General features: G+C 62.7%; 24 protein-coding genes. 20 read left to right on the plus strand and 4 right to left on the minus strand.

Going from position 1 to position 21682, the window contains the following annotated elements:
- Window positions 1-3 precede the first annotated feature (3 nt).
- The 3 genes from QOU61_RS14530 to QOU61_RS14540 are packed head-to-tail and all read right to left on the minus strand — an operon-like array spanning window position 4 to window position 3005.
- On the minus strand, window positions 4-945 hold the full coding sequence (locus QOU61_RS14530) for a VOC family protein (RefSeq protein ID WP_289659485.1): 942 nt from the start codon (window positions 943-945) through the stop codon (window positions 4-6).
- Window positions 946-980: 35 nt separating this feature from the next.
- On the minus strand, window positions 981-2159 hold the full coding sequence (locus QOU61_RS14535; protein ID WP_289659487.1) for a (2Fe-2S)-binding protein: 1179 nt from the start codon (window positions 2157-2159) through the stop codon (window positions 981-983).
- 3 nt (window positions 2160-2162) lie between these two features.
- Complete coding sequence (locus tag QOU61_RS14540) at window positions 2163-3005, minus strand: FAD binding domain-containing protein (RefSeq protein WP_289659489.1); 843 nt, start codon at window positions 3003-3005, stop codon at window positions 2163-2165.
- On the opposite strand from QOU61_RS14540, the gene QOU61_RS14545 reads away from it, so the two are divergent.
- From QOU61_RS14545 to QOU61_RS14585, 9 genes are all read left to right on the plus strand, one after another.
- Entirely contained in the window at window positions 3004-3129 is a 126-nt protein-coding gene (locus QOU61_RS14545; protein WP_289659491.1) for a hypothetical protein, read from the plus strand. The genes QOU61_RS14540 and QOU61_RS14545 overlap by 2 nt on opposite strands.
- Window positions 3130-3187: 58 nt before the next feature.
- Entirely contained in the window at window positions 3188-3916 is a 729-nt protein-coding gene (locus tag QOU61_RS14550) for a ribonuclease activity regulator RraA (RefSeq protein ID WP_289659493.1), read from the plus strand.
- Window positions 3917-3987: 71 nt separating this feature from the next.
- Entirely contained in the window at window positions 3988-5223 is a 1236-nt protein-coding gene (locus tag QOU61_RS14555; RefSeq protein ID WP_289659495.1) for a flavin-dependent oxidoreductase, read from the plus strand.
- Window positions 5224-5316: 93 nt separating this feature from the next.
- Window positions 5317-5838 (plus strand): RidA family protein, encoded by a 522-nt coding sequence (locus tag QOU61_RS14560; protein WP_289659497.1) that lies wholly within the window; start codon window positions 5317-5319, stop codon window positions 5836-5838.
- A gap of 32 nt (window positions 5839-5870) precedes the next feature.
- Window positions 5871-7025 (plus strand): ABC transporter substrate-binding protein, encoded by a 1155-nt coding sequence (locus QOU61_RS14565; protein WP_289659499.1) that lies wholly within the window; start codon window positions 5871-5873, stop codon window positions 7023-7025.
- A 32-nt stretch (window positions 7026-7057) separates the two neighbouring features.
- Window positions 7058-7924, plus strand: a complete 867-nt coding sequence (locus QOU61_RS14570) for a branched-chain amino acid ABC transporter permease (protein WP_289659501.1) — start codon at window positions 7058-7060, stop codon at window positions 7922-7924.
- Window positions 7921-8772 carry a branched-chain amino acid ABC transporter permease gene (locus tag QOU61_RS14575; protein WP_289659503.1) on the plus strand — a complete coding sequence of 284 codons (852 nt, stop codon included), beginning with the start codon at window positions 7921-7923 and terminating at the stop codon, window positions 8770-8772. The genes QOU61_RS14570 and QOU61_RS14575 overlap by 4 nt, the downstream gene beginning before the upstream one ends.
- Window positions 8769-9551: an ABC transporter ATP-binding protein gene (locus QOU61_RS14580; protein ID WP_289659505.1), complete on the plus strand. Its 783-nt coding sequence runs from the start codon at window positions 8769-8771 to the stop codon at window positions 9549-9551. The genes QOU61_RS14575 and QOU61_RS14580 overlap by 4 nt, the downstream gene beginning before the upstream one ends.
- Window positions 9538-10242, plus strand: a complete 705-nt coding sequence (locus QOU61_RS14585; RefSeq protein WP_289659507.1) for an ABC transporter ATP-binding protein — start codon at window positions 9538-9540, stop codon at window positions 10240-10242. Before QOU61_RS14580 ends, QOU61_RS14585 begins: the two co-directional genes overlap by 14 nt.
- A gap of 365 nt (window positions 10243-10607) precedes the next feature.
- On the opposite strand, the gene QOU61_RS14590 is transcribed toward QOU61_RS14585, so the two are convergent.
- Complete coding sequence (locus QOU61_RS14590) at window positions 10608-11375, minus strand: TetR/AcrR family transcriptional regulator (RefSeq protein WP_289659509.1); 768 nt, start codon at window positions 11373-11375, stop codon at window positions 10608-10610.
- 365 nt (window positions 11376-11740) lie between these two features.
- On the opposite strand from QOU61_RS14590, the gene QOU61_RS14595 reads away from it, so the two are divergent.
- From QOU61_RS14595 to QOU61_RS14645, 11 genes are all read left to right on the plus strand, one after another.
- Window positions 11741-12622, plus strand: coding sequence for a beta-keto acid cleavage family enzyme (locus tag QOU61_RS14595; protein WP_289659511.1), 882 nt, complete (start codon window positions 11741-11743; stop codon window positions 12620-12622).
- Between the two features lie 4 nt (window positions 12623-12626).
- Window positions 12627-13508, plus strand: coding sequence for a carbon-nitrogen hydrolase family protein (locus tag QOU61_RS14600; protein WP_289659513.1), 882 nt, complete (start codon window positions 12627-12629; stop codon window positions 13506-13508).
- Entirely contained in the window at window positions 13489-13869 is a 381-nt protein-coding gene (locus QOU61_RS14605) for a cupin domain-containing protein (RefSeq protein WP_289659515.1), read from the plus strand. Before QOU61_RS14600 ends, QOU61_RS14605 begins: the two co-directional genes overlap by 20 nt.
- Window positions 13870-13935: 66 nt before the next feature.
- Complete coding sequence (locus QOU61_RS14610) at window positions 13936-14739, plus strand: ABC transporter ATP-binding protein (protein ID WP_289659517.1); 804 nt, start codon at window positions 13936-13938, stop codon at window positions 14737-14739.
- Window positions 14739-15581, plus strand: coding sequence for an ABC transporter permease (locus tag QOU61_RS14615; RefSeq protein WP_289659519.1), 843 nt, complete (start codon window positions 14739-14741; stop codon window positions 15579-15581). The genes QOU61_RS14610 and QOU61_RS14615 overlap by 1 nt, the downstream gene beginning before the upstream one ends.
- Before the next feature lie 41 nt (window positions 15582-15622).
- Window positions 15623-16708 (plus strand): ABC transporter substrate-binding protein, encoded by a 1086-nt coding sequence (locus QOU61_RS14620; RefSeq protein WP_289659521.1) that lies wholly within the window; start codon window positions 15623-15625, stop codon window positions 16706-16708.
- Between the two features lie 138 nt (window positions 16709-16846).
- Complete coding sequence (locus QOU61_RS14625; protein ID WP_289659523.1) at window positions 16847-18169, plus strand: CapA family protein; 1323 nt, start codon at window positions 16847-16849, stop codon at window positions 18167-18169.
- 48 nt (window positions 18170-18217) lie between these two features.
- Window positions 18218-18973: an aspartate/glutamate racemase family protein gene (locus tag QOU61_RS14630; protein ID WP_289659525.1), complete on the plus strand. Its 756-nt coding sequence runs from the start codon at window positions 18218-18220 to the stop codon at window positions 18971-18973.
- 34 nt (window positions 18974-19007) lie between these two features.
- Complete coding sequence (locus tag QOU61_RS14635) at window positions 19008-19304, plus strand: putative quinol monooxygenase (protein ID WP_289659527.1); 297 nt, start codon at window positions 19008-19010, stop codon at window positions 19302-19304.
- Window positions 19305-19318: 14 nt separating this feature from the next.
- Window positions 19319-20134, plus strand: a complete 816-nt coding sequence (locus QOU61_RS14640; RefSeq protein ID WP_289659529.1) for a sugar phosphate isomerase/epimerase family protein — start codon at window positions 19319-19321, stop codon at window positions 20132-20134.
- Between the two features lie 276 nt (window positions 20135-20410).
- Window positions 20411-21547 carry a flavin-containing monooxygenase gene (locus QOU61_RS14645; RefSeq protein WP_289659531.1) on the plus strand — a complete coding sequence of 379 codons (1137 nt, stop codon included), beginning with the start codon at window positions 20411-20413 and terminating at the stop codon, window positions 21545-21547.
- Window positions 21548-21682: the final 135 nt, after the last annotated feature.

The raw sequence follows: 21682 nt of genomic DNA on the forward strand, positions 1-21682 counted from the left end.
CGGTCAATCGAAGAATGACGGCGGAGGAGCCATGCCCCATTGCGTCGTCTCGTGGGCCTGGCCGACGAAATACACCGGCTCGTAGTCGTCATTGACGAGATCGGTGTCGGTATAGTGCTCGATTCGATTGCCGAACGGATCGAGCCAATAATCGTAGATCAGGCTGCCGAGATAATGCCGTCCATAGCCGGCGTCGAGCTTCCATCCCTTTGCCGCCAGATGCTCATGCCCCGCGATGACGGCGTCGAGGTCGAGCACCTCGTACGAGCTGTGATGGCAGCCGAAATTCTTCGATTCGTTGACGAGGATGCAGTGATGCTCGACATATTCCTTGCCCTCGTCGTAGCGAAGGAAGGTACCCTTGATGATCGGGTCGGGATCGCCTGGCGCGCAGATATAGTCCGACGGCACCAGCCGGAAATACTTGCGGAACCAGTCGACCTCGGCCACCGCGTCCTTCACCCAGAGCACGAAATGACCAATCCGCAGTACCGGCGTTGCTTCGGCGCGCTGGCGAACGGTGCCGTTGAAACGCAAATGCTCGGAGGCGAAATTCATGCGGTAGGAGCGGCGGATCGGCTGCGCGGCGACTTTTGCGGCGCCGTGCTCGATCCAGATCGAATGACCGTTCGGCGTCGTCAAGGTGACGCGAAAGCCGCCACCCGGATCGAGGATCGGCTCGACGGCCGACGCGCCGGGAATGCCTGCCGCCTTCTCCAGCTCCTCACGGCTTTCGACCGTGAATGCGCCGCCGAGGAATTTCGGTTCAGCGCCGAGCCGGGTGACATGGATGTGATGCGCATCACCGGTGCCGCGCATGAAGAGGCCGGTTTCGGTTCTGGCCGACCGCATCATGCCGAAGTCGACCAGGAACTGCTCCATCACGTCGAGATCGGGGGCCTGGTAAGCCGTGTAGGCGACCCATTTCAAACGAACCCGTTCCACGCCCGACCTCGCCCTGCTGTCAACATGAGATACTATTATGATATATTATGTGCATTGTCCAGAATTCTGCTATTTCCCTGACCGGACGGCGCGAGCAGCCGGTCCGGCGTGAACGGAGGGGCGGGCAGGCGGCGTCCCGAGGCGCGCGAGATCGCACTGCCGATTGCACAAACCGTCGCAAGGCATGCCGCCTCGCGGATCTGGCCCGGTTCGGCCTGTGTTTCATCGACGCTCGACGCGGTGAAGACCGTGACGTCGGGCGCCTGAATCGTCGCCGGAAAATCCTTCGGAAACAGTACGGCTTGGCTTGCGCTCGCCGCTTCGCTTCGACGCAACGCGATGAAGAACGCATCCATCACCGCCGCCTCGGCGATCTCGGCGCAGCCCGACGGCAACGGGTTCGCGGAGACGACGGCCACCACCTTGCGCAGGCTGACGATCGCTGTCTCTGCGTCGAATTCGAGGTCGACGAGGGCGATGGACGTGATGCCTGCGTGCTCGACCAGCGCCACCGCCGCGGCTGGAAGATGCCGCTGCGCCGATTGAACGGGAGGATTGCGCCGCGACGGCCAGTCGAAAGCAGCGGCGGCCTGATCGAGCGCCGGCAACGCGCCGGCCTCCGCCACGCGCGAGCGCAATGCCTCCAGCGGATCGATGTTTTTCAGTGCGTTATCCTGATCCACCGCCTGCTGGAGCGACAGCGCCGCGACGATCTGATCCCTCGAGGGAAGCGCCTCGTGCGGGATGAAGGTTTCATCCGGCTGCTCGCCGGCGGCGATGACGGCATCGATGATGCTCGAATAGCCCAGACACCGGCAGACATGGCCGGCCAGTGCATGCCGGACGTCGTTTCGGGTCGGACGCGGATTTGCGGCGAGCAGCGAAGAGGCGGAGATCAGGATTCCGGAAGCGCACGCACCGCATGGATTGATGTCCGTGCGGGCAAACAGGCGCCTGAGCGGATTGAGCTTTGCGCCGCGTAGTCCGGCGGCGGTGACGACGCGCCCGCCGCGGCTCGCGCCCGCCAATGTCAGGCACGCGAGCACGGGCGCGCCGTTCAGGAGAACGGTGCAGGCGCCGCATGTGGCGGCCTCGCAGGAAGGTTCGTTTTTCGGCTCTGCACAGTCGTTCGCCTTCAAAGCCTGCCGCAGCGTCGCGCAGGTGTCGACTTCCATCTCTACGGGACATCCGTCGATGTCGAGCGCCAGATACATCGCCTACAACATGCTTTCTGCGTCATCGAAGGGGTTGTGCTTGGACCGAGCCCGGCTCGCCGCTTGTTCGAGCGAGTCGCGCGCCAGCACGGCGGCCAATCTGATCCGCAATTCGCGATCGGCCAGCGGCGTGTCCAGCGTTCGCAGGCTTTCCGCGGCCTCGCGTCCGGCCCGCTCGTAGCTCGCCGTCCTTGCGGGCGCGCCGCGCAACAGGGATTCCGCGGCCGATATGTGCAATGGCGCGGGCAGGCATCCTCCCAGCACAAGCGTGGCTTGTTCGATCGAATTGGCGTCGGCGCTAAGCGCCACATAGGCGGCGGCGATCAGCGGCTTATCCGCAACCACGATCTTGCGGAAGGCGCTGCCGGCGTCGGGCGAAGGCGGCTGAACGAAGATCTCGCGGACGATCGTTCCGCGCCCGAGCGAGAACCGTCCAGCGTGGTCATAAAGATCGTCGAGCTTGAGGGAAACGGTGTCCCCGTTTGGCAAGACGGCGCGTGCGGTTGCTCCCAGCGCCATCAATGCCGGCATCAGATCGTAGTCGGGGCGGCCGCAGCAGACGTTGCCGACGACGGTCGCCATCTGGCGGATTTGCGGGAGCAGCATTTGCTCGACGGCTTCGTGTAGCGCGGCCCAGCGCTTGGCGACCCATAGATGGTTTGCGATCGCATCGATGCGTACCAGGGGGGCGATCGAAAGCCCGATCTTGGGATGAGCTGTCAGCCGATCCGCACCGGCGATATCGGACAGCGCGATCAGCCGGTCGGGACGAACTACCCCGGCGCGCAGGCTCATGGCGACCTCGCATCCGCCGGCGACGACAACCGCGCCGGGCTCGAAAGCCATGCGCGCAGCCTCCGCGAGCGAATGGGGACGAAGCCAGGCGGTCTCGCCGGCTTGGGGGCTGTCGCTGCTGCGGGTTTCCGATTCCTTCATTTCGGCAAATACCGGCTATCTCTTGTGCGCATGATATATTAGAAGATGGTAGATGCAACTGGGCTTCCGGAGCCATTTTGAGGAAACAGGCGATGACTCTCTCGGTTGAGGCGCGTGACATGCTTCGCGGCGTGAATGTCGCGACGCTGACAAACTGTCTGCTTTCGCGCGGGCTGCGCAATATCTTTCTCCACGGCATCTCGCCGGTCGCCGCGACCGCGGAGAACATGGTCGGAGAGGCCTTCACCATGCGCTTTATCCCCGCGCGCGAGGACATCGACAATATGGCGGCATATGCCCGGCCCGATCACGTGCAGCGGCGGGCCATCGAGGAATGTCCGGCTGGGTCAGTGCTTGTTATCGATTCGCGCGGCGATGCCCGCGCGGCCTCCGCCGGTGATCTTCTGGTCGCGCGGCTAAAGGCGCGAGGGGCGGCCGGAATCGTCACGGATGGCGGCTTTCGCGATGTGGCCGGCGTGGCAAACACCGGCCTGCCGGCATACCAGAAACAGACCGCCTCGCCGGCGAGCCCGATCATCCATCATGCGGCCGATCTCAATCTGCCGATTGGCTGTGCCGGCGTTGCGGTCTATCCCGGCGACATCGTGGTCGGCGACCGCGAAGGCGTCGTGGTCTTTCCCGCGAAATTTGCCGAGGAAGTGGCGCGTGAAGCCTATGAAGCGACGCTTTATGAAGAATTCGCCGATGCCGAGATCCGCCGCGGCCGATCCATCTTCGGCCTGTTTCCCGCCACCGACGAAAGCCGCAAGCAGTACCAGGAATGGCGCAAGCAGCAAGGCAAGGTCACATTGCCGCGGTAATTCCTCGCATGCTTGACCGAACTTAAGAAATATCATACGTACATCAAGCGAATATTTCACGGATTGATCGCATGTTGCGGGTCTTGATCGCAGGGGGCGGGATCGGCGGGCTGACCGCGGCGCTGCATCTGAGGCGGCGTGGCTTCGAGGTCGAGATTTTCGAGGCGGCTCCCGAAATCCGCGAGCTCGGGCTCGGCATCAACATCCAGCCGCACGGTGTTCGCGATCTCGTCGTGGTCGGTCTGGCGGAAGCGATCGCGCGCGATTCCTGCGCCGTGGCGAAGCTGGCTTATTTCAACAAGCACGGCCAGGAGATCTGGCACGAGCCGCGCGGTCGCGCGGCGGGCTATCTCTATCAGCAGGCTGCCATCAATCGCGGCCGCTTGCAGGGGCTATTGCTGGAAGCCGTATCGGCGGCGCTCGGGCCTGACCGGATCCACGCCGGACATCGTCTCGAACGTTTCGAGCAGTCCGAGCAGGAGGTTGTCGTGCATTTCGCGGCCGGTCCCGATGGGCAGCGGCCGTCGTCCCGGCGCGGCGATATCCTGGTCGGCGCCGACGGCATCCACTCGGCCGTGCGCAAGACGTTCTATCCGAACGAAGGCCTGCCGAAGTTTGGCGGGCAGATCATGTGGCGCGGCATCTCCCGCGTTCGCCCCTTCTTTGACAGCCGGACCATGATCATGGCCGGACATCGGGACAAGAAGGTGGTGGTCTATCCGGTTGATGCTGCTGTCGGCGAGGATGGGCTCATCAACGTCAACTGGGTGGCCGAGGATACCATCACGGACAGTATGCCGCCGCGCGAGGACTGGAACCGGCAGGCGTCCGTGCCTGACGTCGCGGCAAGGTTCGTCGACTGGCGCTTTTCCTGGCTGGACGTGCCAACCGTGCTCGCGGCTGCGCCCACCTGCTACGAGTTTCCCAAGGTCGATCGCGACCCTGTGACGCAATGGAGCTTTGGTCGAGTCACATTGCTGGGCGACGCGGCTCATCCGATGCATCCGGCTGGCTCGAATGGCGCCACGCAGGCGATCATCGACGCGCCAGCGCTGGCGGACAGTCTGGCCGAAGGCGGCAATCCCGTGGCGGCGCTGCGTGCCTATCAGGACAAGCGCCTTCCGGTCCTGGCCGAGCTGGTGCGTATCAATCGCGAGAAGATGGGGCCGGAGTCGGTAATGATTCTCGCCGAACAGCGCGCGCCGAATGGGTTTACCAACGTGCTCGATGTGCTGACGCAAGAAGAACTGGACAACGCGTCGAATGCATACAAGGCCGCAGCCGGGGCTGAGCGCGCGAAGGGATAGGACTTTGGGACGGCACGGCGTTGGCCGGCCGGTTATCATCGATCCAGGCAGGGGGGAGTGATGCGAGTGAATAAATTCTTTCAGGGGGCCATCTTGGCTTTGGCGTTGACCGGTTTTGGCCACGGCGCATGGGCCGGCGAAGTCGAAGACCGCCTGAAGCCGCTGCTTGAAAAGCTCGGCTACGCCGACGGCAAGCTTCCGGTGCCAAAGCCGGCGATGGGCAATTATGTCGACGCCATCCAGGTCGGCAAGATCCTGTATCTGTCGAGCGGCGGGCCGCAGACCCCGTCGGGAGAGTTTGTCAAGGGTCGCGTTCCCGACCAGGTCAGCATGGAGGCCGCGGAAACGGCCGTTCAGCTCGCCTGCGTTCGGCAGCTTGCGCGGATCAAGGTCGCCGTCGGCGATCTCGATCAGGTTAAGCGCATCGTCTTTCTCCGCGTCAAGGTTCGCACGGTCGAGGGCTTTAACGACCTGACCAAGCTGTCCGACGGCTGCTCGGCGATGCTCGTGACGGCGTTCGGCGATGCGGGCAAGCACACAAGGACCGGCGAAGGATACGTTGCATTGCCCTTCGGTCTGACTTCCGAAGTCGAAATGACGGTCGAACTGAAGTAAGCCCCGAAGGTCCAGCTCCGAGGAGACAGACGATGTTCATCAACCGCCGACTTCTTCTTTCGGCCGCGGCGATGATCGCGGTGCACATCGTGCCCGCTGCTGCCCAAGACAAGACGCCGGTCAAGATCGGCTTTCACGCGGGCCTGACCGGACCGGCGTCGGCGGACGGCCTGTCGGCCGAAATCGCGGTCAAGCTGGCTGTCGAGGAGGCGAACAAGGCCGGCGGCATCGACGGGCGGCCGATCGAGCTCGTCAGCTATGACGATCAGGGCAAGCCGGACCAGGCTGTCCCGATCGCCAACAAGCTGATCGGCGACAAGGTTGCCGCCGTCATCTCGGCCGGCTTCTCCGCGCCCACCAAGGCCGCCGCGCCCGTGTTCCAGGAAGCGCACATTCCCTATGTTGTCGCCATCGCGTTGCAGCCGGATATCACGAAATCCGGCGATTATGTCTTCCGCGTCGGCAGCATGGGCGAGGTGGAGGGGCGTGCCGGGGCGAAGCTGATCGGTGACGTGCTGAAGGCGAAGTCGATCGTGCTGCTCACCATCAAGACCGATTTCGGCAAGACCGTCGCGGCCGGCCTCAAGAGCGCGGCGGACAAGTTCAACTTCAAGATCGTCAGGGAATACGAGTATTCGCCGGCCGACCGCCAGTTCGGTCCGATGATCGCCAGCATCAAGGAAGACAAGCCTGACCTGATCTACGCGTCGGGCTTTTATTTCACCGGCGGCCCGCTGCTCAACCAGATTCGCGCCGCCGGCGTCAGCGTGCCGTTCGTCGGCGCGCAGTCCTACAGCTCCACCAAGTTCATCGATATCGCCGGGCCCGCGTCGGACGGTGCCATCATCACCAATGTGATCGACTGGTCCGGCACGACGCCACAGGAAAAGGCGTTCTTCGACGTCTTCGAGAAAAAGGCGGGCTTCCGCCCCGAGGCCGCGGGCTCGCAGGCCTATGCAAGCGCTGAAGTGCTGATCGCGGCGCTGCGGGCCGCCAAGAGCACCGATCCGGCCGCCATTCGCACGGCGCTGGCGGCAACCAGGATGCACACCGTGGTCGGAGATCTGAGCTTCAACAGCCTGCACGAGGTGCAGCGATCGTTTCCTGTCAGCATCGTGAAGGACGGCAAGTGGCAGTCCTATGGCGTGATCGAGGATCCGGTGCTGCTCGCGCCACCGACGCAGTAGCGATCCCGAGGCGGAGCCTTTCGTACCGCATCATGAAACTGATCTGGGAGCTGGCATTCCAGGGACTGCTGAACGGCTGCATCTACGCGTTGATCGCGGTAGGTCTTGTCATGGTCTATGGCCTGCTGCGGGTGCTTCACATCGCGCATGCCGGGCTGTTCACGCTCGGCGCCTACGTCTCGCTCACCATCACCAATGCCAGCGGCAGCCTGGCGCTGGCGCTGGCCTGCTCGGTCGTCGTGGTGGGCTTGGGCGGCGTTGCGATCTATCGCTTCTGCTATGAGCCGATCCTGAACCGGCCGCCCTACGTGGTCCTGATCGTATCGATCGGCCTCTTCATCACAATGGAAGAGGTCTTTCGCATCGTGTTCGGGCCTTACGGTCTATCCTACCTCAAGCCGCCGCTGCAGGAGCGGTTCAATATCCTGGGCATCGGCGTGACCGCGGCAGAACTCAGCGTCATTGTCGTCACGCTCCTCTTGTTCGCGACGCTGGATGCTTTCAACCGCCTGACCCGCATCGGGATCGCATCGCGGGCGACGGTGTCCGACCCGCAGATGGCTTCCTCATTCGGCGTCGATATCCGGCTGATCCGGGACATGACCTTCTTCATCGGATCGGCCTTCGCCGCGGTGGCGGGCACGATGGTCGGGGTGCTGAACAACATCGTCGAGCCGACGATGGGAAGCGTGCCGAGCTACAAGGCCTTGGCCATTATTGTTCTGGGCGGCATGGGCAGCATCAGGGGCGCACTGGCTGCGGCCCTGTTTCTCGGCCTGATCGAGGCGTTCGGCACGACCTATCTTGGAACGCTGCTCGATCGCGACGCCATCGCGTTTGCCGTGCTGCTTGTCGTGCTGATGTTGCGGCCCGCGGGCCTGATGGGGAGGACCGCGTGAGCGCCTATGTTCTCTCGATCGTGTCGCTCGTCGGCATCAACATCATCCTGGCGCTCGGATTGCATCTGATTTCAGGGCTTTGCGGTCAGGTGAGCCTCGGCCATGCGGCATTCTACGGCGTAGGCGCCTATACCGCGGCCCTGCTGGCCAAGGCCGGATATCCGATCGGGTTCACGCTTCCGGCCGCCATGGCGGCGGCGGCCGTGGCTGGCTTTGTCGTCGGATTATGCAGCCTGCGCGTCCGCGAGGACTTTCTGGCGATCGCAACCATGGCGGCGGGCTTCATTTTCCTCGGCGTCGTCAAGCAGAACGATGCGCTGGGTGGCGAGATCGGGATCAGCGGCATCGCGACGCCTTCTTTCGGACGCGACGGCTTTGTCGCCCTCGAGCTGGTGACGACCGTCCTGGTGATCCTGTTTTGCCTGCACGTCCGGCGCAGCTGGCTCGGCTTCGGCTTTTCGGCTGTGGCCGACGACGACGTCGCGGCGCAGATGATCGGAGTCGACAACAGGGTCTACAAGCTGACGGCATTCTGCATCGGGACGGCGCTGGCAGGACTTGCGGGCGGTTTTCTGGCCTACTATCTGCGCGCCGTCAGCCCCGACGCCTTCGGCTTCACCACGTCGATTTCGGTGCTGTGCATGGTCGTGCTGGGCGGGATGCAATCCATCACCGGCTGCATCGTCGCGACGACGATCCTGACGATCATGCCGGAACTGCTGCGATTTGCCGACAACTACAAGCTCCTGATCTTCGGCGCGTTGCTGTTTCTCACCATGCGATTTCTGCCCGAAGGCCTTGGCGGTCTGCTCGCTCTGGTCAGGCGGAAGGAAGCCGGCTCGCCATGACCGCCAGCGACGCAGCGTTTCCCGCCCTTGAGGTGAAAGATATCGCCGTGCAATTCGGCGGCATCCGGGCGATCGATCATGTCTCGTTCGCCGTCGGCAAGGGCGAGCTCGTCGGACTGATTGGACCGAATGGCGCGGGCAAGACGACCATGCTGCGCGTCGTCTCGGGGCAGGTTCGGCCGCAGGTCGGCCAGGTCCTGCTCGATGGACGCGATATGCGCCGCTTCCGCGTGGCGCAGCGGGCGCGCGCGGGCCTCGGCATGTCCAATCAGATCGTCCGTCCGTTTCGCCATCTCACGATTCTCGACAACGTCGCGCTCGCCGTCGGGCACGACCGTACCGCGTCTCCCTTGGTGGCGATCGGAAGCGTCAGCCGCAAGCGGCAGCGAGAGCAGGCAATGGAGCTTCTTGCGCTCGTTGGGATCGCCTCGCTTGCGCATGCCGAGCCTCGCTCGCAGCCGCTTGGCGTCCTCAAGCGCCTGGAAGTCGCACGCGCACTCGCGATGAAGCCGGTCGTCCTGTTGCTCGACGAGCCGCTCGCCGGTCTCAACCAGGCCGAGGCCGGCAAGCTTGCCGATACGATCCTTGAGCTCAACGGCGGGGGGGTTACGATCGTGCTGATCGAGCACAACCTTGCGGAAGCACAACGCATCTGCCGGCATTTTCTCGTCCTCGATAACGGGCGAAAGATCGCCGACGGTCCGGTGGCCGCCGTGATGGCGGACGATGCGGTCATTACCGCCTATCTGGGTGAGGGGTGGCGGAATGCTGCGCATTGAGAACCTCACCTGCCGCTACGGCAAGATCGAAGCCGTGAGCGGGATCAGCCTCGAGGTGGGCGAGGCCCAGATCGTCGCGCTAGTCGGCGCCAACGGCGCCGGAAAATCCTCCACGATCCAGAGCGTCGCCGGGCACGTGCAGCGTACGGAAGGCCGCATCTACCTTGCTGGCGAGGATATCACCGCGCTGCCGCCGCGGGAGCGCGTCCGCAAAGGCGTTGCGGTCGCGCCCGAAGGCCGTCGGCTGTTTCGCGACCTGACGGTGCGCGAAAATCTGCTGATGGGCGGCTTCTGCCGCCCCCGCGAACGCGAGACGGCGAATCTAGGGCGGGTGCTCGACCTGTTTCCGCGACTGGCCGAGCGCATGCATTCCCGCGCGGACAACCTCTCCGGAGGCGAACAGCAGATGGTCACGATCGGACGGGCCATGATGTCGGAGCCGCGGCTCCTGATGATCGACGAATTGTCGCTGGGCCTGATGCCCAAAAACGTCGACCTCTGCTACGAGGCCATCGAGCGTCTCAGGCAGCAGGGCCTCTCGATCCTTGTGGTAGAACAGAACACCACCAAGGCGTTGCAGGTGGCGCAGCACGCCTATGTTCTTAGCTCCGGACGCTTGATCTGGAGCGGTAGTGCCGCAGCGGCTCGCAGTGACCCCTCAGTTGTTCAGGCCTATATTGGTTCAGCCTAGCATGAACTGCGAAACGATGATTGACCCGGATGTCAAGACCATCCAGGGCGGTGGCTGACGCCGAACACGGCCAGCCCTGCCGGGCACCGCCCAGCCGCATCGAGGCGGTCTTTGTGAGCCCGTCAGGTGTCAATTTTCTGCGTGAAAATCCACTGCGTGCCCCGTTGCGATAACGCCGCTGGATCTACTGCTCGAGCGGCGGGATGGCCTCGCCGTGTCGCCGTTCGGCCAGGATCGTCATCAATCTGGCCTTCGCGGCTTCGAGGTGCTGACGACAGAGCCGACCGGTTGATATCGTGGCAAGGCGAAGGGAAGGATCATCGTCAACGTCTGAGAGACGTGAGCGTCGCTCGCCGGTGACACGCCTAGCCGGCGGTCTGTCGCGCGCCCTTTTCAAGCGACTTCGATATGACGGGTCGAGGCCCACCGCAGGACGGTGCCTGGAATCCGGCCACCGCGAAGGTCGTCAATTGCCGGATCGCATCATCGGCGCTCCCGGAGCGGACGCGTTCAGAGCGCTTGAGCCCGCGCGGCAGCCGCGTCATGCGCGAGGGGCCGCCCATGGCGTAGATGATCGCGCCGACCATGTAGTTGTAGCGCCAGAGCACGTCCTCGATCGCAAGATGGGGCAACAGCTGACACAACACCTCGATATAGCGCGTACGGACTGGCTCGTAATAGGCTTCGAGGAACCCGGCTTCGCCGGGACTTGAGAACGCATGAGAAAGAAACTGCATCACGACCAGCGCGCGGCCGCTGCCGGATGCATCGGCGATTAGTTGTAGTGGAGGCGTCACGAAGGCTTCGACGACCTTTTCAAGCGCGGGCAGTTTCTTGTCGCCCGATTGCGCCAGAAGATTGTCGAGCAGTTCGAGTCTCTGATCGTTGAGCGGAACGACTCGGCGGCGAAAAATCTCCTCGAACAGCTTCTCCTTCGACGTAAAATGATAGTTGACGGCGCCGAGATTGACATTGGCCTCGCTCGCAATGGTTCGGATCGAGACCGCCTCGGGGCCGTGCGTCGCAAACAAGCGTTCGGCGGTATCGAGCACGTGCTGCCGGGTGGCCTGGCCGCCGGCCGCTCCTCGCTGGACTTTTCCTTTCTTGGCCTTCGCCTTCGCCGCCTCATTCACATTTCGTACTCCGTCCGTCGCGGCCCTTTCCCGACAACCCGACATGTCGGACCGACCGCAGATGTGACACGATTTCGCCAGCCTCGAAATAGCTTTCACAAGCCGCAATCAAGCGGCGCCCATGGCGCCGCAGACCTGTATCGCTCGCGATTGTCCTGCGCGGTGCCGCTTCGCTTTGTCGCGGCAAGCAGGCGCGTCCGGGCGTCGATGCGCCATCGAGACTGACGGCTCCTGACGCTATCTTGTCCTCGCGCTGCGGGGGCTGCCCTGACCCCGCGGGACAGCGGCTATTGACTTTTGCCTGCAAATTCATCAAATAGCTTTTAGTTCATACAGACGTATGAATCAAATGACGTAAGTGAGATATGCAGAGCAGAACGATCCTCACCTGTGCGGTTACCGGCGGTGACGACAATGCCGGTCGTTATTCGCAGTTGCCGGTCACGCCCCGGCAGATCGCCGAATCCTCGATCGAGGCGGCGAAGGCGGGTGCCGCGATCGTGCATCTTCATGTTCGTGACCCCGCGACGGGCAAGCCGAGCATGGAGCTCGCGCTCTATCGCGAGGTGGTCGAGCGGATTCGTTCGTCCGAAACCGACGTCGTGATCAACCTGACCACCGGTCCGGGTGCGCGCTTCGTGCCCGACATCACCGCGGTAAACGCTGCGGCGCCCGGTTCCAATGTGCGGCCGGCGGCCGAACGCGTGCGGCACATCATCGAGCTTCAGCCGGAAATCTGCAGTCTCGACATGGGCACGCTGAATTTCGGCGCCGGCGCGCTGATCAACACGCCGGCGCAGATCAAGGTTATCGCGGCGGGCATCCGGCAGGCCAACGTGAAGGCGGAGCTGGAGATCTTCGATACCGGTCATCTTGCGCTCGCGCGCCAGATGATCGCCGACGGGCTGGTCGATGAGGACGCCTTCTTCCAGATCGCGCTCGGGATTCCCTGGGGCGCGCCGGCGACGCCGCAATCCATGATGCTGATGAGCCACGCGCTGCCGCATGGCGCAAACTGGGCGGCCTTCGGCGTCGGACGCTCGGAATTTTCGATGGTCGCGCAAGCCGTGCTGCTCGGTGGCCATGTGCGCGTCGGGATGGAAGACAATTTCTTTCTTGATCGGGGTGTGCAGGCAAAGACCAATGCGCAGCTCGTGGAGAAAGCCGCCGCAATCGTCCACTCGCTCGGGGGGACGCTGGCCTCGCCGGCAGAGGCGCGCGCGATCATTGGCATTGGAAAGAACTGATCCAATGGCTGGACTCACGGTCGCATGCGTGCAACTCAATCCGGGCGACGATCTCGCGGCAAACGTCGCGACGGCATCTGAATTCATTCGGCAGGCGGCGGTAGGCGGGGCGCAATTCGTCGCGCTGCCGGAGTTCTGCACTTTCCTGCATCGGAGCGGAACTGCGATGCGGGCCGCGGCCAAGCCGGAAGACGAGCATCCGGGCCTGCAGGGATTGCTGGTTGCGGCACGAGATTCCGGCGTCTGGCTGCTTGCGGGCAGTATTGTCGTGAAGTCGGAGGACGACGCCGGCCGCCTCGCCAATCGCAGCTATCTGATTTCGCCGGAAGGCGCATGTGTTGCGACCTACGACAAGCTGCATATGTTCGACGCGATCCTGCCCGACGGAAGGGAGACTCTGGAATCGCGCTCCTATCGCGCAGGCCGGCATGCGGTGGTCGTCCGTCTTCCTTCGGCCACGCTTGGCCTCAGCATCTGCTACGACCTGCGGTTTCCCTCATTATATCGCGCGCTTGCGCGCTCGGGCGCGGACATCCTGATGGTGCCTTCGGCGTTTGCGGCCGCGACCGGCAAAGCCCATTGGCACACCTTGTTGCGGGCGCGCGCGATCGAGAACGGATGCTTTGTCGTGGCGCCCGCGACGTGCGGCATGCATCCGGGCGGATGGCAGACGTTCGGCCACTCCATGATCGTCGATCCCTGGGGCGAGATCCTCGCCGAGAGCGGTCAATCGCCCGGCCTTGCGACGGCGACGATCGATCTTTCCGCGGTCGCCAGCACGCGGTCGCAGCTGCCGACGCTGCGCTCCGATGTGAGCTTCGACGTCGAGGAATTTGATTCCACAAACCCGGTCAAGAGGCCGTCAGATGAACTCTCCCATCACTAACGCTCCCCAGTTGCGATCGAACTTCGTCGACGCGCGGTCGATGCCGTGGCAATCAACCGATTTCGAGGGCATCGAAATGAAGATCCTCTACAAAGACAATGAAGGCCGCTCGACCATCCTGTTCAAATTGGCTCCGGGCGCCGTCGTGCCGCTGCATGAACACACCGACCTTGAACAGACCTTCATGCTCGAAGGGGCGCTCGAGGATGACGAGGGCGTGGTTGCGGCCGGCAACTTTGTCTGGCGTCCGGGCGGCAACATGCATATTGCGCGCGCGCCGAACGGCGCTCTCTTCCTGTCAGTGTTCAATCGGCCGAACCGGTTTTTCGACGGAACCAAGTTCTTCACCGCCAAGAGTTGAAACGCCGGGAACTGACGCTTCGAGAACTGAAGCCAGGAATTGAAAACGTTGGATCGAGGACCGCTCATGACCGAGGGCTTGCAGACGCCCGTCGCGCTCAATATGAAACGCGTCGAAAAGACCTATATGCTCGCGAACGGCACGTCGGCGATCGCGCTCGCGCCAGTCACGACGCGAGTTTTCGCCGGCGAGTTCGTGAGTTTCGTCGGTCCCAGCGGCTGCGGCAAGACGACGCTGCTCAAGATGTGCGCCGGGCTCGTATCGCCCTCGCGCGGACATGTCGGCCTGGGGGAAACCGACGTCCCGGTAGGGCCCGGCTCCTATGGCTTCGTCTTCCAGTCGGCCGCGCTGCTGCCGTGGAAGACGGTGCTCGCAAATGTGATGCTGCCCGCGAACATTCTTCACCTCGACAAGCAGCAAGCGAGGCAACGCGCGCTGCAATTGCTCGACATGGTGAAGCTGTCGCGGGCGCCGAACAAATATCCGCACGAGCTGTCCGGCGGCATGCAGCAGCGCGTATCGATCGCGCGCGCCATGCTGCATGATCCCGAGCTGATCTTCATGGATGAACCGTTCGGCGCGCTCGACGCCATGACGCGCGAGGAGTTGAACATCGAACTGCAGAGACTGCATCAGAAGAACCGCAAGACGGTGCTTTTCGTGACCCATGACATCGACGAAGCCGTCCTGCTCTCGGACCGCATTCTCGTTCTGTCTGCCGGCCCGGGCCGCGTGGTCGCCGAGCTGAAGATCGACCTGCCGCGGCCGCGAAGTGCCGCCGACAAGCTGTCGCCGGAGTTCCGGCGCTACGCCCTTGAAATCCGGGCCCTGCTGGATGAACAGCGCGATCCTGCCGAGGAGATGCATTGATGTCGGTGACTTCGGATACACATCAGGACCGGAAAGTCGCCGCCGGCGAGGCTCCGTCGTTGCCAAGGCCTCAATTCAATATCCCGACCCGGCTCTCGTCGTTCATTCTGGTCGTGCTGTTGCTTGGCTTGGCCGAATATGCCGCCAGGGGCGGCCACGTCTCCCGCCTCATCCTGCCGGCGCCGAGCGAAGTCGTGTCCGTTCTGTGGGACGGCTTCAAATCCGGCTTCCTTCTCGAACATGTGCTGTCTTCGACCTATTCGACTCTCGTCGGTTTCCTGCTGGGCGCGGCGATCGCGATCGGCGCCGCCGGATTTCTCGCCACGATCCCGGCTCTCGAGAAGATATTGACGCCCTTCATCGTCGCTTTTCAAAGCCTGCCCAAGATCGCAATTGCGCCCCTGATCGTGCTTTGGCTCGGTTTCGGCGACCTCTCGAAAATGACGATCGTGATCGTCGTCTGTTTCTTCCCGATCATGATCAATGCGCTGCAGGGCTTCAAGATCCGCGACCGCAACCATTACGAGCTGTTCAAGTCGCTTGGCGCCACGCGCATGCAGATGTTCTTCGGGCTGCGCCTTCCGCACGCCATTCCCTACATCTTCGCCGGCCTCCATATCGGCGCGATTTTTGCCCTGATCGGAACCGTGGTCGCCGAGTTCGTCGGCACCGACAAGGGACTTGGCTACGTCATGTTGCAAGCCAAGGCCAATTTCGACGTTCCTTCCGTGTATGCGTGCCTGGCGCTGTTGATGCTCATGGGCATTCTGCTGAATGCGTTGATGAGCTTTCTCGAAAGGAAAGTCTCGTTCTGGGCGAACGACGTGAGCGCGATGCCGTAGAGCAGCCTCGCGTCAAGTCCATCAAAAACAGGGGAGGAACCATGTTCTGCTACGGTCGCGTCTACTCGATCGGGATTTCGACAATGTCGGCCGCTTTGCTGTGGCTCGTCGCGGCAGTTCCTCTGCGCGCGCAGACAGCGATCACCGTTGCGATGCCGACGGCGGTACTGCAGCCGCTGACCGCATACTACACATCGATTCCCGCGACGCTGTTCTGGAAGGAAGAGGGGCTCGACGTCACGATCCTGGCGCTGAGCGGGGCCAACACGGCGGCGCAGGCGCTCGATGCGAACCGGGCTCAGGTCGCCTTCACCGCCAATACCGCATTGTTCTCGTTGTTGCAGGCCTATCCCGACACCAACCTGGTCGCGTTCTACACCTTCATCCAGAACTTCCAGAGCATGCCGCGGGTTCTGCCGGATAGCCCGGTAAAGACCGTGGGCGATCTGGAAGGAAAAACCGTCGGCCTGCAGTCGCTTGGCAATTCCCAGGTGCAGACCACCAAAGCCCTCGTCAAGCAGGCGGGCAAGGATCCCAACAGCATCAAATTCGTCGCCGTCGGCGAGGGCGCGGAAGCAGCCTATGCGCTGAAAACCGGACGGGTCGACGCGCTGGCGCTGTTCGATGGCCTTTACGCGCTGATCGAGGCGGAGGGCACGCCGATGCGCAAGCTCGAGAGCGACGCCGCTTCGCCGGACCGGGTGGGCTTTCAGTCATCCATCTTTACCAAGCGCAGCTATCTAGAGCAGCATCGGGATGTGCTCGTGAAGCTCGGTCGCGGCGTGGCCAAGGCAACGATCTTCGCGGAAGAAAACCCGGAAGCCGCAGTCCGCATTCACTGGAAGGTCTACCCGGCGACCAGGGCGCGCGGCAGTTCCGACGAGCAGGCGATGCGATTGAGCCTTGCCACGCTCCGAGCCCGGCTGAAGAACGTGACCGTGGTTGACGGTTTGATCGGCAATGCGAGCCGCGATCAGATCGCAGGCTATATGCAGCTGATCATCGACGGCGGCGTGCTGAAGCAGCCGCTCGATATCGACAAGCTCTGGACGCCCTCGCTTCTGAAAGAGATCAACGATTTCGATAAGGAAGCGGTCCGGCGCATGGCGCGCGAATGGAAGCCGTGAATCAACTGGACACGACGAGCGAGCACGGTCCGGAGGAGTGGATGCCGGCTTTCCGAGAAAGATCATGCTCAAACAACAAGATGGAGCGAGCGGGCTTTCGAAGAAAAGTCATCGCGCTCCGGTTCTGGAGTTGACCGAGTGAATTCGACGTTCTGCCTTACCGCCGTCGGCGACGTCTATCTGGCGAAGCGGCTGCGCGACGAAAGCCATCCCGGCTTTCTCGAAGTCGCAAGCCTGCTGCGCGCCGGCGAGGCCCGGTTCGGCAATATCGAGATGCTGCTGCACGACTACGACAGCGCGCCGGCCGCGCAATGCCAGGGTGCGTGGGCGGCAGCCCCCACGCATCTCGCGGAGGAGATCGACTGGCTCGGCGTCAACCTCGCGTCGCTTGCCCATAATCACACCAGCGATTACGGCCATGGCGGCGTGGCGAGCACACGGCAGGCGCTCGATCGGCTGAAGATCACTCACGCCGGCACCGGCCTTCATCTCGCGGCCGCGCGGGCGCCGAGCTATCTCGAAACGTCGTCGGGGCGATGTGCGCTGATCGCCGCGACCTCGACATTTCTGCCGCAGGCGCCTGCGGGATATCAGCGCGCCGATGCCTTGGGACGGCCGGGGGTGAACCCGCTTCGCTTCGAGACGGTCTATGAAGTCGACGATACAGCCTTCAAGGCGCTGGAACGGCTGCTTGCCGAAATTCCCGCAAGACCCCTCAGGGGTCATCGCGAAGGCCCAATGCAACACCGCGGCGCCGCCGATGGCGCTCTCGACTTCATGGGCAATCGGTTCGTGCAGGCGAAAGCCTTCGCGGTCCGTTCACGCTGCAATCTGGTCGATCTGGTTGAAATCTGCGCATCCGTCGCGGAGGCGAGAAGCCAAGCCGATTGGGTCGTGGTGAGCATTCACTCGCACGAATACGACCGGACGCAAGAGGAGCCGCCGGCGTTCGTCACCGAATTCAGCCGCGCCGCGATCGACGCCGGGGCCGATATCGTGATCGGGCATGGCCCGCATGTGCTGCGCGGCGTTGAGGTCTATAATGGCCGGCCGATCCTCTACAGCCTCGGCGCCTTCGTTTTCCAGCCCTATCTGTTTCCCCAGCAACCTGCCGACTTCTATGAGGCGCTCGGGCTCGATCGCGACGCGAGCCTTGAGGACGCCTATGCGCTGCGCAGCAAAGGCGGCGGCTTCTTCGAAAACCGCAAATTCTGGGAGACGGTTGTCGTTCGCTGCGAATTCGGCCCGGCTGAAACCCGTCTCGTCTTCCATCCGATCGATCTCTTGACCGGTATCGAGGACACCACGGGCCTGCCCATGGTCGCCAAGGGAGAGCAGGGGCTTGCAATCCTGAATCGATTGATCGGGCTCAGCGAACCCCTGACACAACGCTTCACCATCGATCGCAACGCCTGCACCGCAACGCTCGTCATCCACCGCAACCAATCCAAATCATCGTAGGGAGCATTTATGAAACTCTGGTACCAGCTCGTCTCTTCGGAATCCGGAATGAAGGATTTCATCAGCGCCACCCAGGCGCTTTGCGATCGTGCTGCCGCGCCCGGCACGAAAGTGGAGGTGCGCGGCACCACCGAGGGTGCGCTCGGCGACCAGTTCCGGCTGTTCTGGCACTATGATGTACGCGAGATCATCGCTAACGCGCTCAACGTTCGCAAATCGGGAGGCTATGACGCGTTCGTGCTGGCGAACTCGCTCGACCCGGCGCTGGTCGAGCTGCGCGAAATGCTCGATATTCCCGTCGTCTCCTTCATGGAAGTGTGCTGCTTCATCTCCTGCACGATGGGAGAGCGTTTCGGTCTCGTCGTCCCTAACCGGAAAATGACCGCGCGATATCGTGAAATCCCGATCGGCTACGGCTTGCGGGACCGGCTCGCCTCGGTCGAGGCGATCGAGTTTGACAATATCCGCGGCTTCAACGACGTCTTCGTCGACGAAAAGCTCGGCGACCGCTGCGTCGATCAAATTCTGGCGGCCAGCCGGCGTGCGATCGACAATGGTGCGGAAGTCGTCATTCCGGCTGGCCCGCCGGCGACGCTGCTGGCGCAACGCGGAATATTCAAGCTCGGCGGCGTGCCGCTGCTCGACAGTTACAGCCTGCTGGTGAAGGCGGCGGAAATGATGGTGTCGATGCACAAGCTGACGGGCGTGCATGTCAGCCGGCATCTTCTCTATGAAGCGCCGAGCTCCGAATACATCCAGCGGGTAGCCAATGTCCGCAACATCGACGCTCTCCGCGCCGGCTAAAACGTCCACTTAACGAGGAAAGGAACTACCGGAAATGGAAAAGAAAATCATGCTTGTGGTCGAGTTCGAGATCAAGCCCGAGCATCGCGACAAGTTTCTGACGCTCATTCATGGCCATGCGCGCCGGACGCGAAGCCGGGAGGAGGCGTGCCTGCAGTTTGACGTCCTCATTCCGCAGGAGAAAGGCAACAAGGTCTTCCTGGTCGAGGCCTACAAGGACAGCCAGTCGCTCGACAGCCACTTCAAGAACTCCGGGCTGGATTACGTGCGCGAGATCTACAAGGACTGGATCGTCAGTCGCACCATCACGATCTGCGATAATCTGATCTGACGACCATCGCCGCCATGGATCGCTCGCGACTGGCCATCAACCAGATTACGACCCCGCGTTGGTCGCTGTCGCAGGCGATCGATGGCTATGCGAGGGCCGGTGCGACCGGCATCGGCATCTGGCGGGACAAGCTCGCGGAGGCAGGCCTTGCCTCCGCGCGCGCGATGATTCGGGACGCGGGCCTTTGGGTGCCGAGCCTGTGCAAGACAGGTGACGTCGGGCGGCTTGATACGGAAGGCGCAACGGCGGCTGTCGACGACTGCCGCCGGGCCATCGACGAAGCGAGCGAGATAGGCGCGGCTTGCGTCGTCTTCGTAAGCGGAGGTTCCGCGCCCTCCCGGGCCGGCGTTGACGAGGCCCGCAAGCGTGTCGCCGACGTCCTGCGGGCGGCGGCCGACTACGCGCGTTCAACCAATGTGCGGATTGGGCTGGAGCCCTTCCATCCCATGCATACGGCCGAACGCGGCTGCATCAACACCCTGTCGCAGGCCTTCAGGCTCCGGGATTCTATCGGAGACGGCGTGTCGGTCGTGTTCGATATTTTTCATTGCTGGTGGGACCCAGGCCTTCTGTCCCATATTCGAGGACGCGACCTTTCGGCGATCGCAACGGTTCATCTGTGTGATTGGCGCGTGCCGACCCGGCATCCGGTGCAGGATCGGGCGATGCCGGGTGACGGCGCCGCCGATGTCGCGAACGTCGTGCGCGAATTCGAGCGGAGCGGATATCGCGGCCCCTACGAGATCGAGGTCTTTTCCGACGATTGGGCCGAGCGCGATCCGAGCGAAGTTGCCGACATCTGTGTCAAGCGCTACGATTCCCTGGCGTAAGCAAGCGCAATCGAGGCCGCCTCGGTCCGAGGATTGTCGTGTGATCGGGCAGCGTTCGACACAGCGAGAGCTCTGATTTCCTAGTGAGCAGGCGGTCCGAGGCGTCATGCTGACGTCGAATTGACGAGAGCAGGGCAGCGACCTGTGAACGAGAAGCTGATCTCGTTTGTTTGTCGGCGGTGGCGAGCAGACCTGCCTTCGTCTCGTCGGTGGGGTAGGGGGCTGCCGTCCAGCGCAACGGTGAAGAATGCTGAGGTCGCCCATCCGGAGGCGGGCATGAAGAATCCGAGTGCAATTATTGTCGGTGCCGGTCCTGCTGGCCTTGCCTGTGCGGCTAGTATGCGCGCTCAGGCGATAGACGTTACGGTATTGGAAAAGGCAAACGCGGTCGGCTCAACGTGGCGACGTCACTACGATCGCCTTCATCTCCACACGGATAGCAGCCATTCGGGTCTGCCCGGAATGGAGATGCCACGCAGTTTTCCGACCTACCCCTCGCGAACACAAGTCGTTTCCTATTTGGAGAGTTACGCGGCGCACTTTGGCATCCGGCCTGTTTTCGACACCACAGTAACTGGCATCAGGCGGTATGGTTTGCAGTGGTGTGTGGAAACAACTCGAGTACCCGTGTCAGCGGAGGTGGTGGTCGTTGCTACCGGATGGGCCGATTTTCCCTACCGGCCGTTTTGGCCCGGATCGGAGGCGTTCCGCGGAGACTGCATCCATAGTTGCGAATATCGTAACGCTTCGCCCTATTTGGGAAAGCGCGTTTTGGTTGTTGGATTTGGCAATTCCGGCGGTGAAATTGCGCTCGATCTCGCGGTCGCTCGGATCGACACCACCTTGGCGGTGCGCGGTCCGGTTCAAATCCTGCCCCGCGATCTATTGGGCATTCCAATTCTGACCTGGGCAATCGCACAACGGAGCCTGCCGGCCAAATTTGTCGATTACGTCAACGAGCCGATCATACGTTTGGCCATTGGGCCAATTGAGCGGTTCGGATTGCGCCGCGCCGGCAAAAGACCTCGCCGCATGGTCGAGGAGGACAGACGAGTTCCATTACTCGATGTCGGTACACTGGCAAAGATCAGAGACGGGTCGATCAAGGTGCGTAGGGGCGTCGATCGTTTCACGCCCGACGGCGTGGTCTTCTCGGACCTCAGTGCAGAGCAGTTTGATTCTGTCATACTTGCGACCGGCTTCCGCCCCGATCTGCGGCAACTGCTTTCGGATGCGAATGATGTGTTGGACGAAAACGGAAAACCCGTGGAGACGGGAAAGACGACGAAAGAGCCTGGGTTGTATTTCTGCGGCCTTACCGCATCTCCTACCGGGCAATTGCGCGAGATTGGCCTGGAAGCCAAACGTATCGCTAAACTCGCGAAGCATTACCTGGCGAGCGTTCGCACCTAGCGACACTCTGCCAACTCCGCGGCTTCATGGCGCGCGTGCATTGGAAGGCGGCGTGTGCACGACGTGTGCACCGGGAGATCAAGAAAAATGTTGTGACAACCAGTGTGAGCAGGCCCTTTGGCGTGAGGCACGGCG

It is taken from the genome of Bradyrhizobium sp. NP1 (assembly GCF_030378205.1).
Lineage (GTDB): Bacteria > Pseudomonadota > Alphaproteobacteria > Rhizobiales > Xanthobacteraceae > Bradyrhizobium.

What these genes read in the sequence shown, in the direction of transcription:
- QOU61_RS14535 (WP_289659487.1), bottom strand. Translation starts at nt 2,159, where the DNA reads ATGTATCTGGCGCTCGACATCGACGGATGTCCCGTAGAGATGGAAGTC.
- QOU61_RS14545 (WP_289659491.1), top strand. Translation starts at nt 3,004, where the DNA reads ATGCGCGCAGCCTCCGCGAGCGAATGGGGACGAAGCCAGGCGGTCTCG.
- QOU61_RS14540 (WP_289659489.1), bottom strand. Translation starts at nt 3,005, where the DNA reads ATGGCTTTCGAGCCCGGCGCGGTTGTCGTCGCCGGCGGATGCGAGGTC.
- QOU61_RS14550 (WP_289659493.1), top strand. Translation starts at nt 3,188, where the DNA reads ATGACTCTCTCGGTTGAGGCGCGTGACATGCTTCGCGGCGTGAATGTC.
- QOU61_RS14555 (WP_289659495.1), top strand. Translation starts at nt 3,988, where the DNA reads ATGTTGCGGGTCTTGATCGCAGGGGGCGGGATCGGCGGGCTGACCGCG.
- QOU61_RS14565 (WP_289659499.1), top strand. Translation starts at nt 5,871, where the DNA reads ATGTTCATCAACCGCCGACTTCTTCTTTCGGCCGCGGCGATGATCGCG.
- QOU61_RS14570 (WP_289659501.1), top strand. Translation starts at nt 7,058, where the DNA reads ATGAAACTGATCTGGGAGCTGGCATTCCAGGGACTGCTGAACGGCTGC.
- QOU61_RS14580 (WP_289659505.1), top strand. Translation starts at nt 8,769, where the DNA reads ATGACCGCCAGCGACGCAGCGTTTCCCGCCCTTGAGGTGAAAGATATC.
- QOU61_RS14585 (WP_289659507.1), top strand. Translation starts at nt 9,538, where the DNA reads ATGCTGCGCATTGAGAACCTCACCTGCCGCTACGGCAAGATCGAAGCC.
- QOU61_RS14595 (WP_289659511.1), top strand. Translation starts at nt 11,741, where the DNA reads ATGCAGAGCAGAACGATCCTCACCTGTGCGGTTACCGGCGGTGACGAC.
- QOU61_RS14600 (WP_289659513.1), top strand. Translation starts at nt 12,627, where the DNA reads ATGGCTGGACTCACGGTCGCATGCGTGCAACTCAATCCGGGCGACGAT.
- QOU61_RS14605 (WP_289659515.1), top strand. Translation starts at nt 13,489, where the DNA reads ATGAACTCTCCCATCACTAACGCTCCCCAGTTGCGATCGAACTTCGTC.
- QOU61_RS14610 (WP_289659517.1), top strand. Translation starts at nt 13,936, where the DNA reads ATGACCGAGGGCTTGCAGACGCCCGTCGCGCTCAATATGAAACGCGTC.
- QOU61_RS14615 (WP_289659519.1), top strand. Translation starts at nt 14,739, where the DNA reads ATGTCGGTGACTTCGGATACACATCAGGACCGGAAAGTCGCCGCCGGC.
- QOU61_RS14620 (WP_289659521.1), top strand. Translation starts at nt 15,623, where the DNA reads ATGTTCTGCTACGGTCGCGTCTACTCGATCGGGATTTCGACAATGTCG.
- QOU61_RS14630 (WP_289659525.1), top strand. Translation starts at nt 18,218, where the DNA reads ATGAAGGATTTCATCAGCGCCACCCAGGCGCTTTGCGATCGTGCTGCC.
- QOU61_RS14635 (WP_289659527.1), top strand. Translation starts at nt 19,008, where the DNA reads ATGGAAAAGAAAATCATGCTTGTGGTCGAGTTCGAGATCAAGCCCGAG.
- QOU61_RS14640 (WP_289659529.1), top strand. Translation starts at nt 19,319, where the DNA reads ATGGATCGCTCGCGACTGGCCATCAACCAGATTACGACCCCGCGTTGG.
- QOU61_RS14645 (WP_289659531.1), top strand. Translation starts at nt 20,411, where the DNA reads ATGAAGAATCCGAGTGCAATTATTGTCGGTGCCGGTCCTGCTGGCCTT.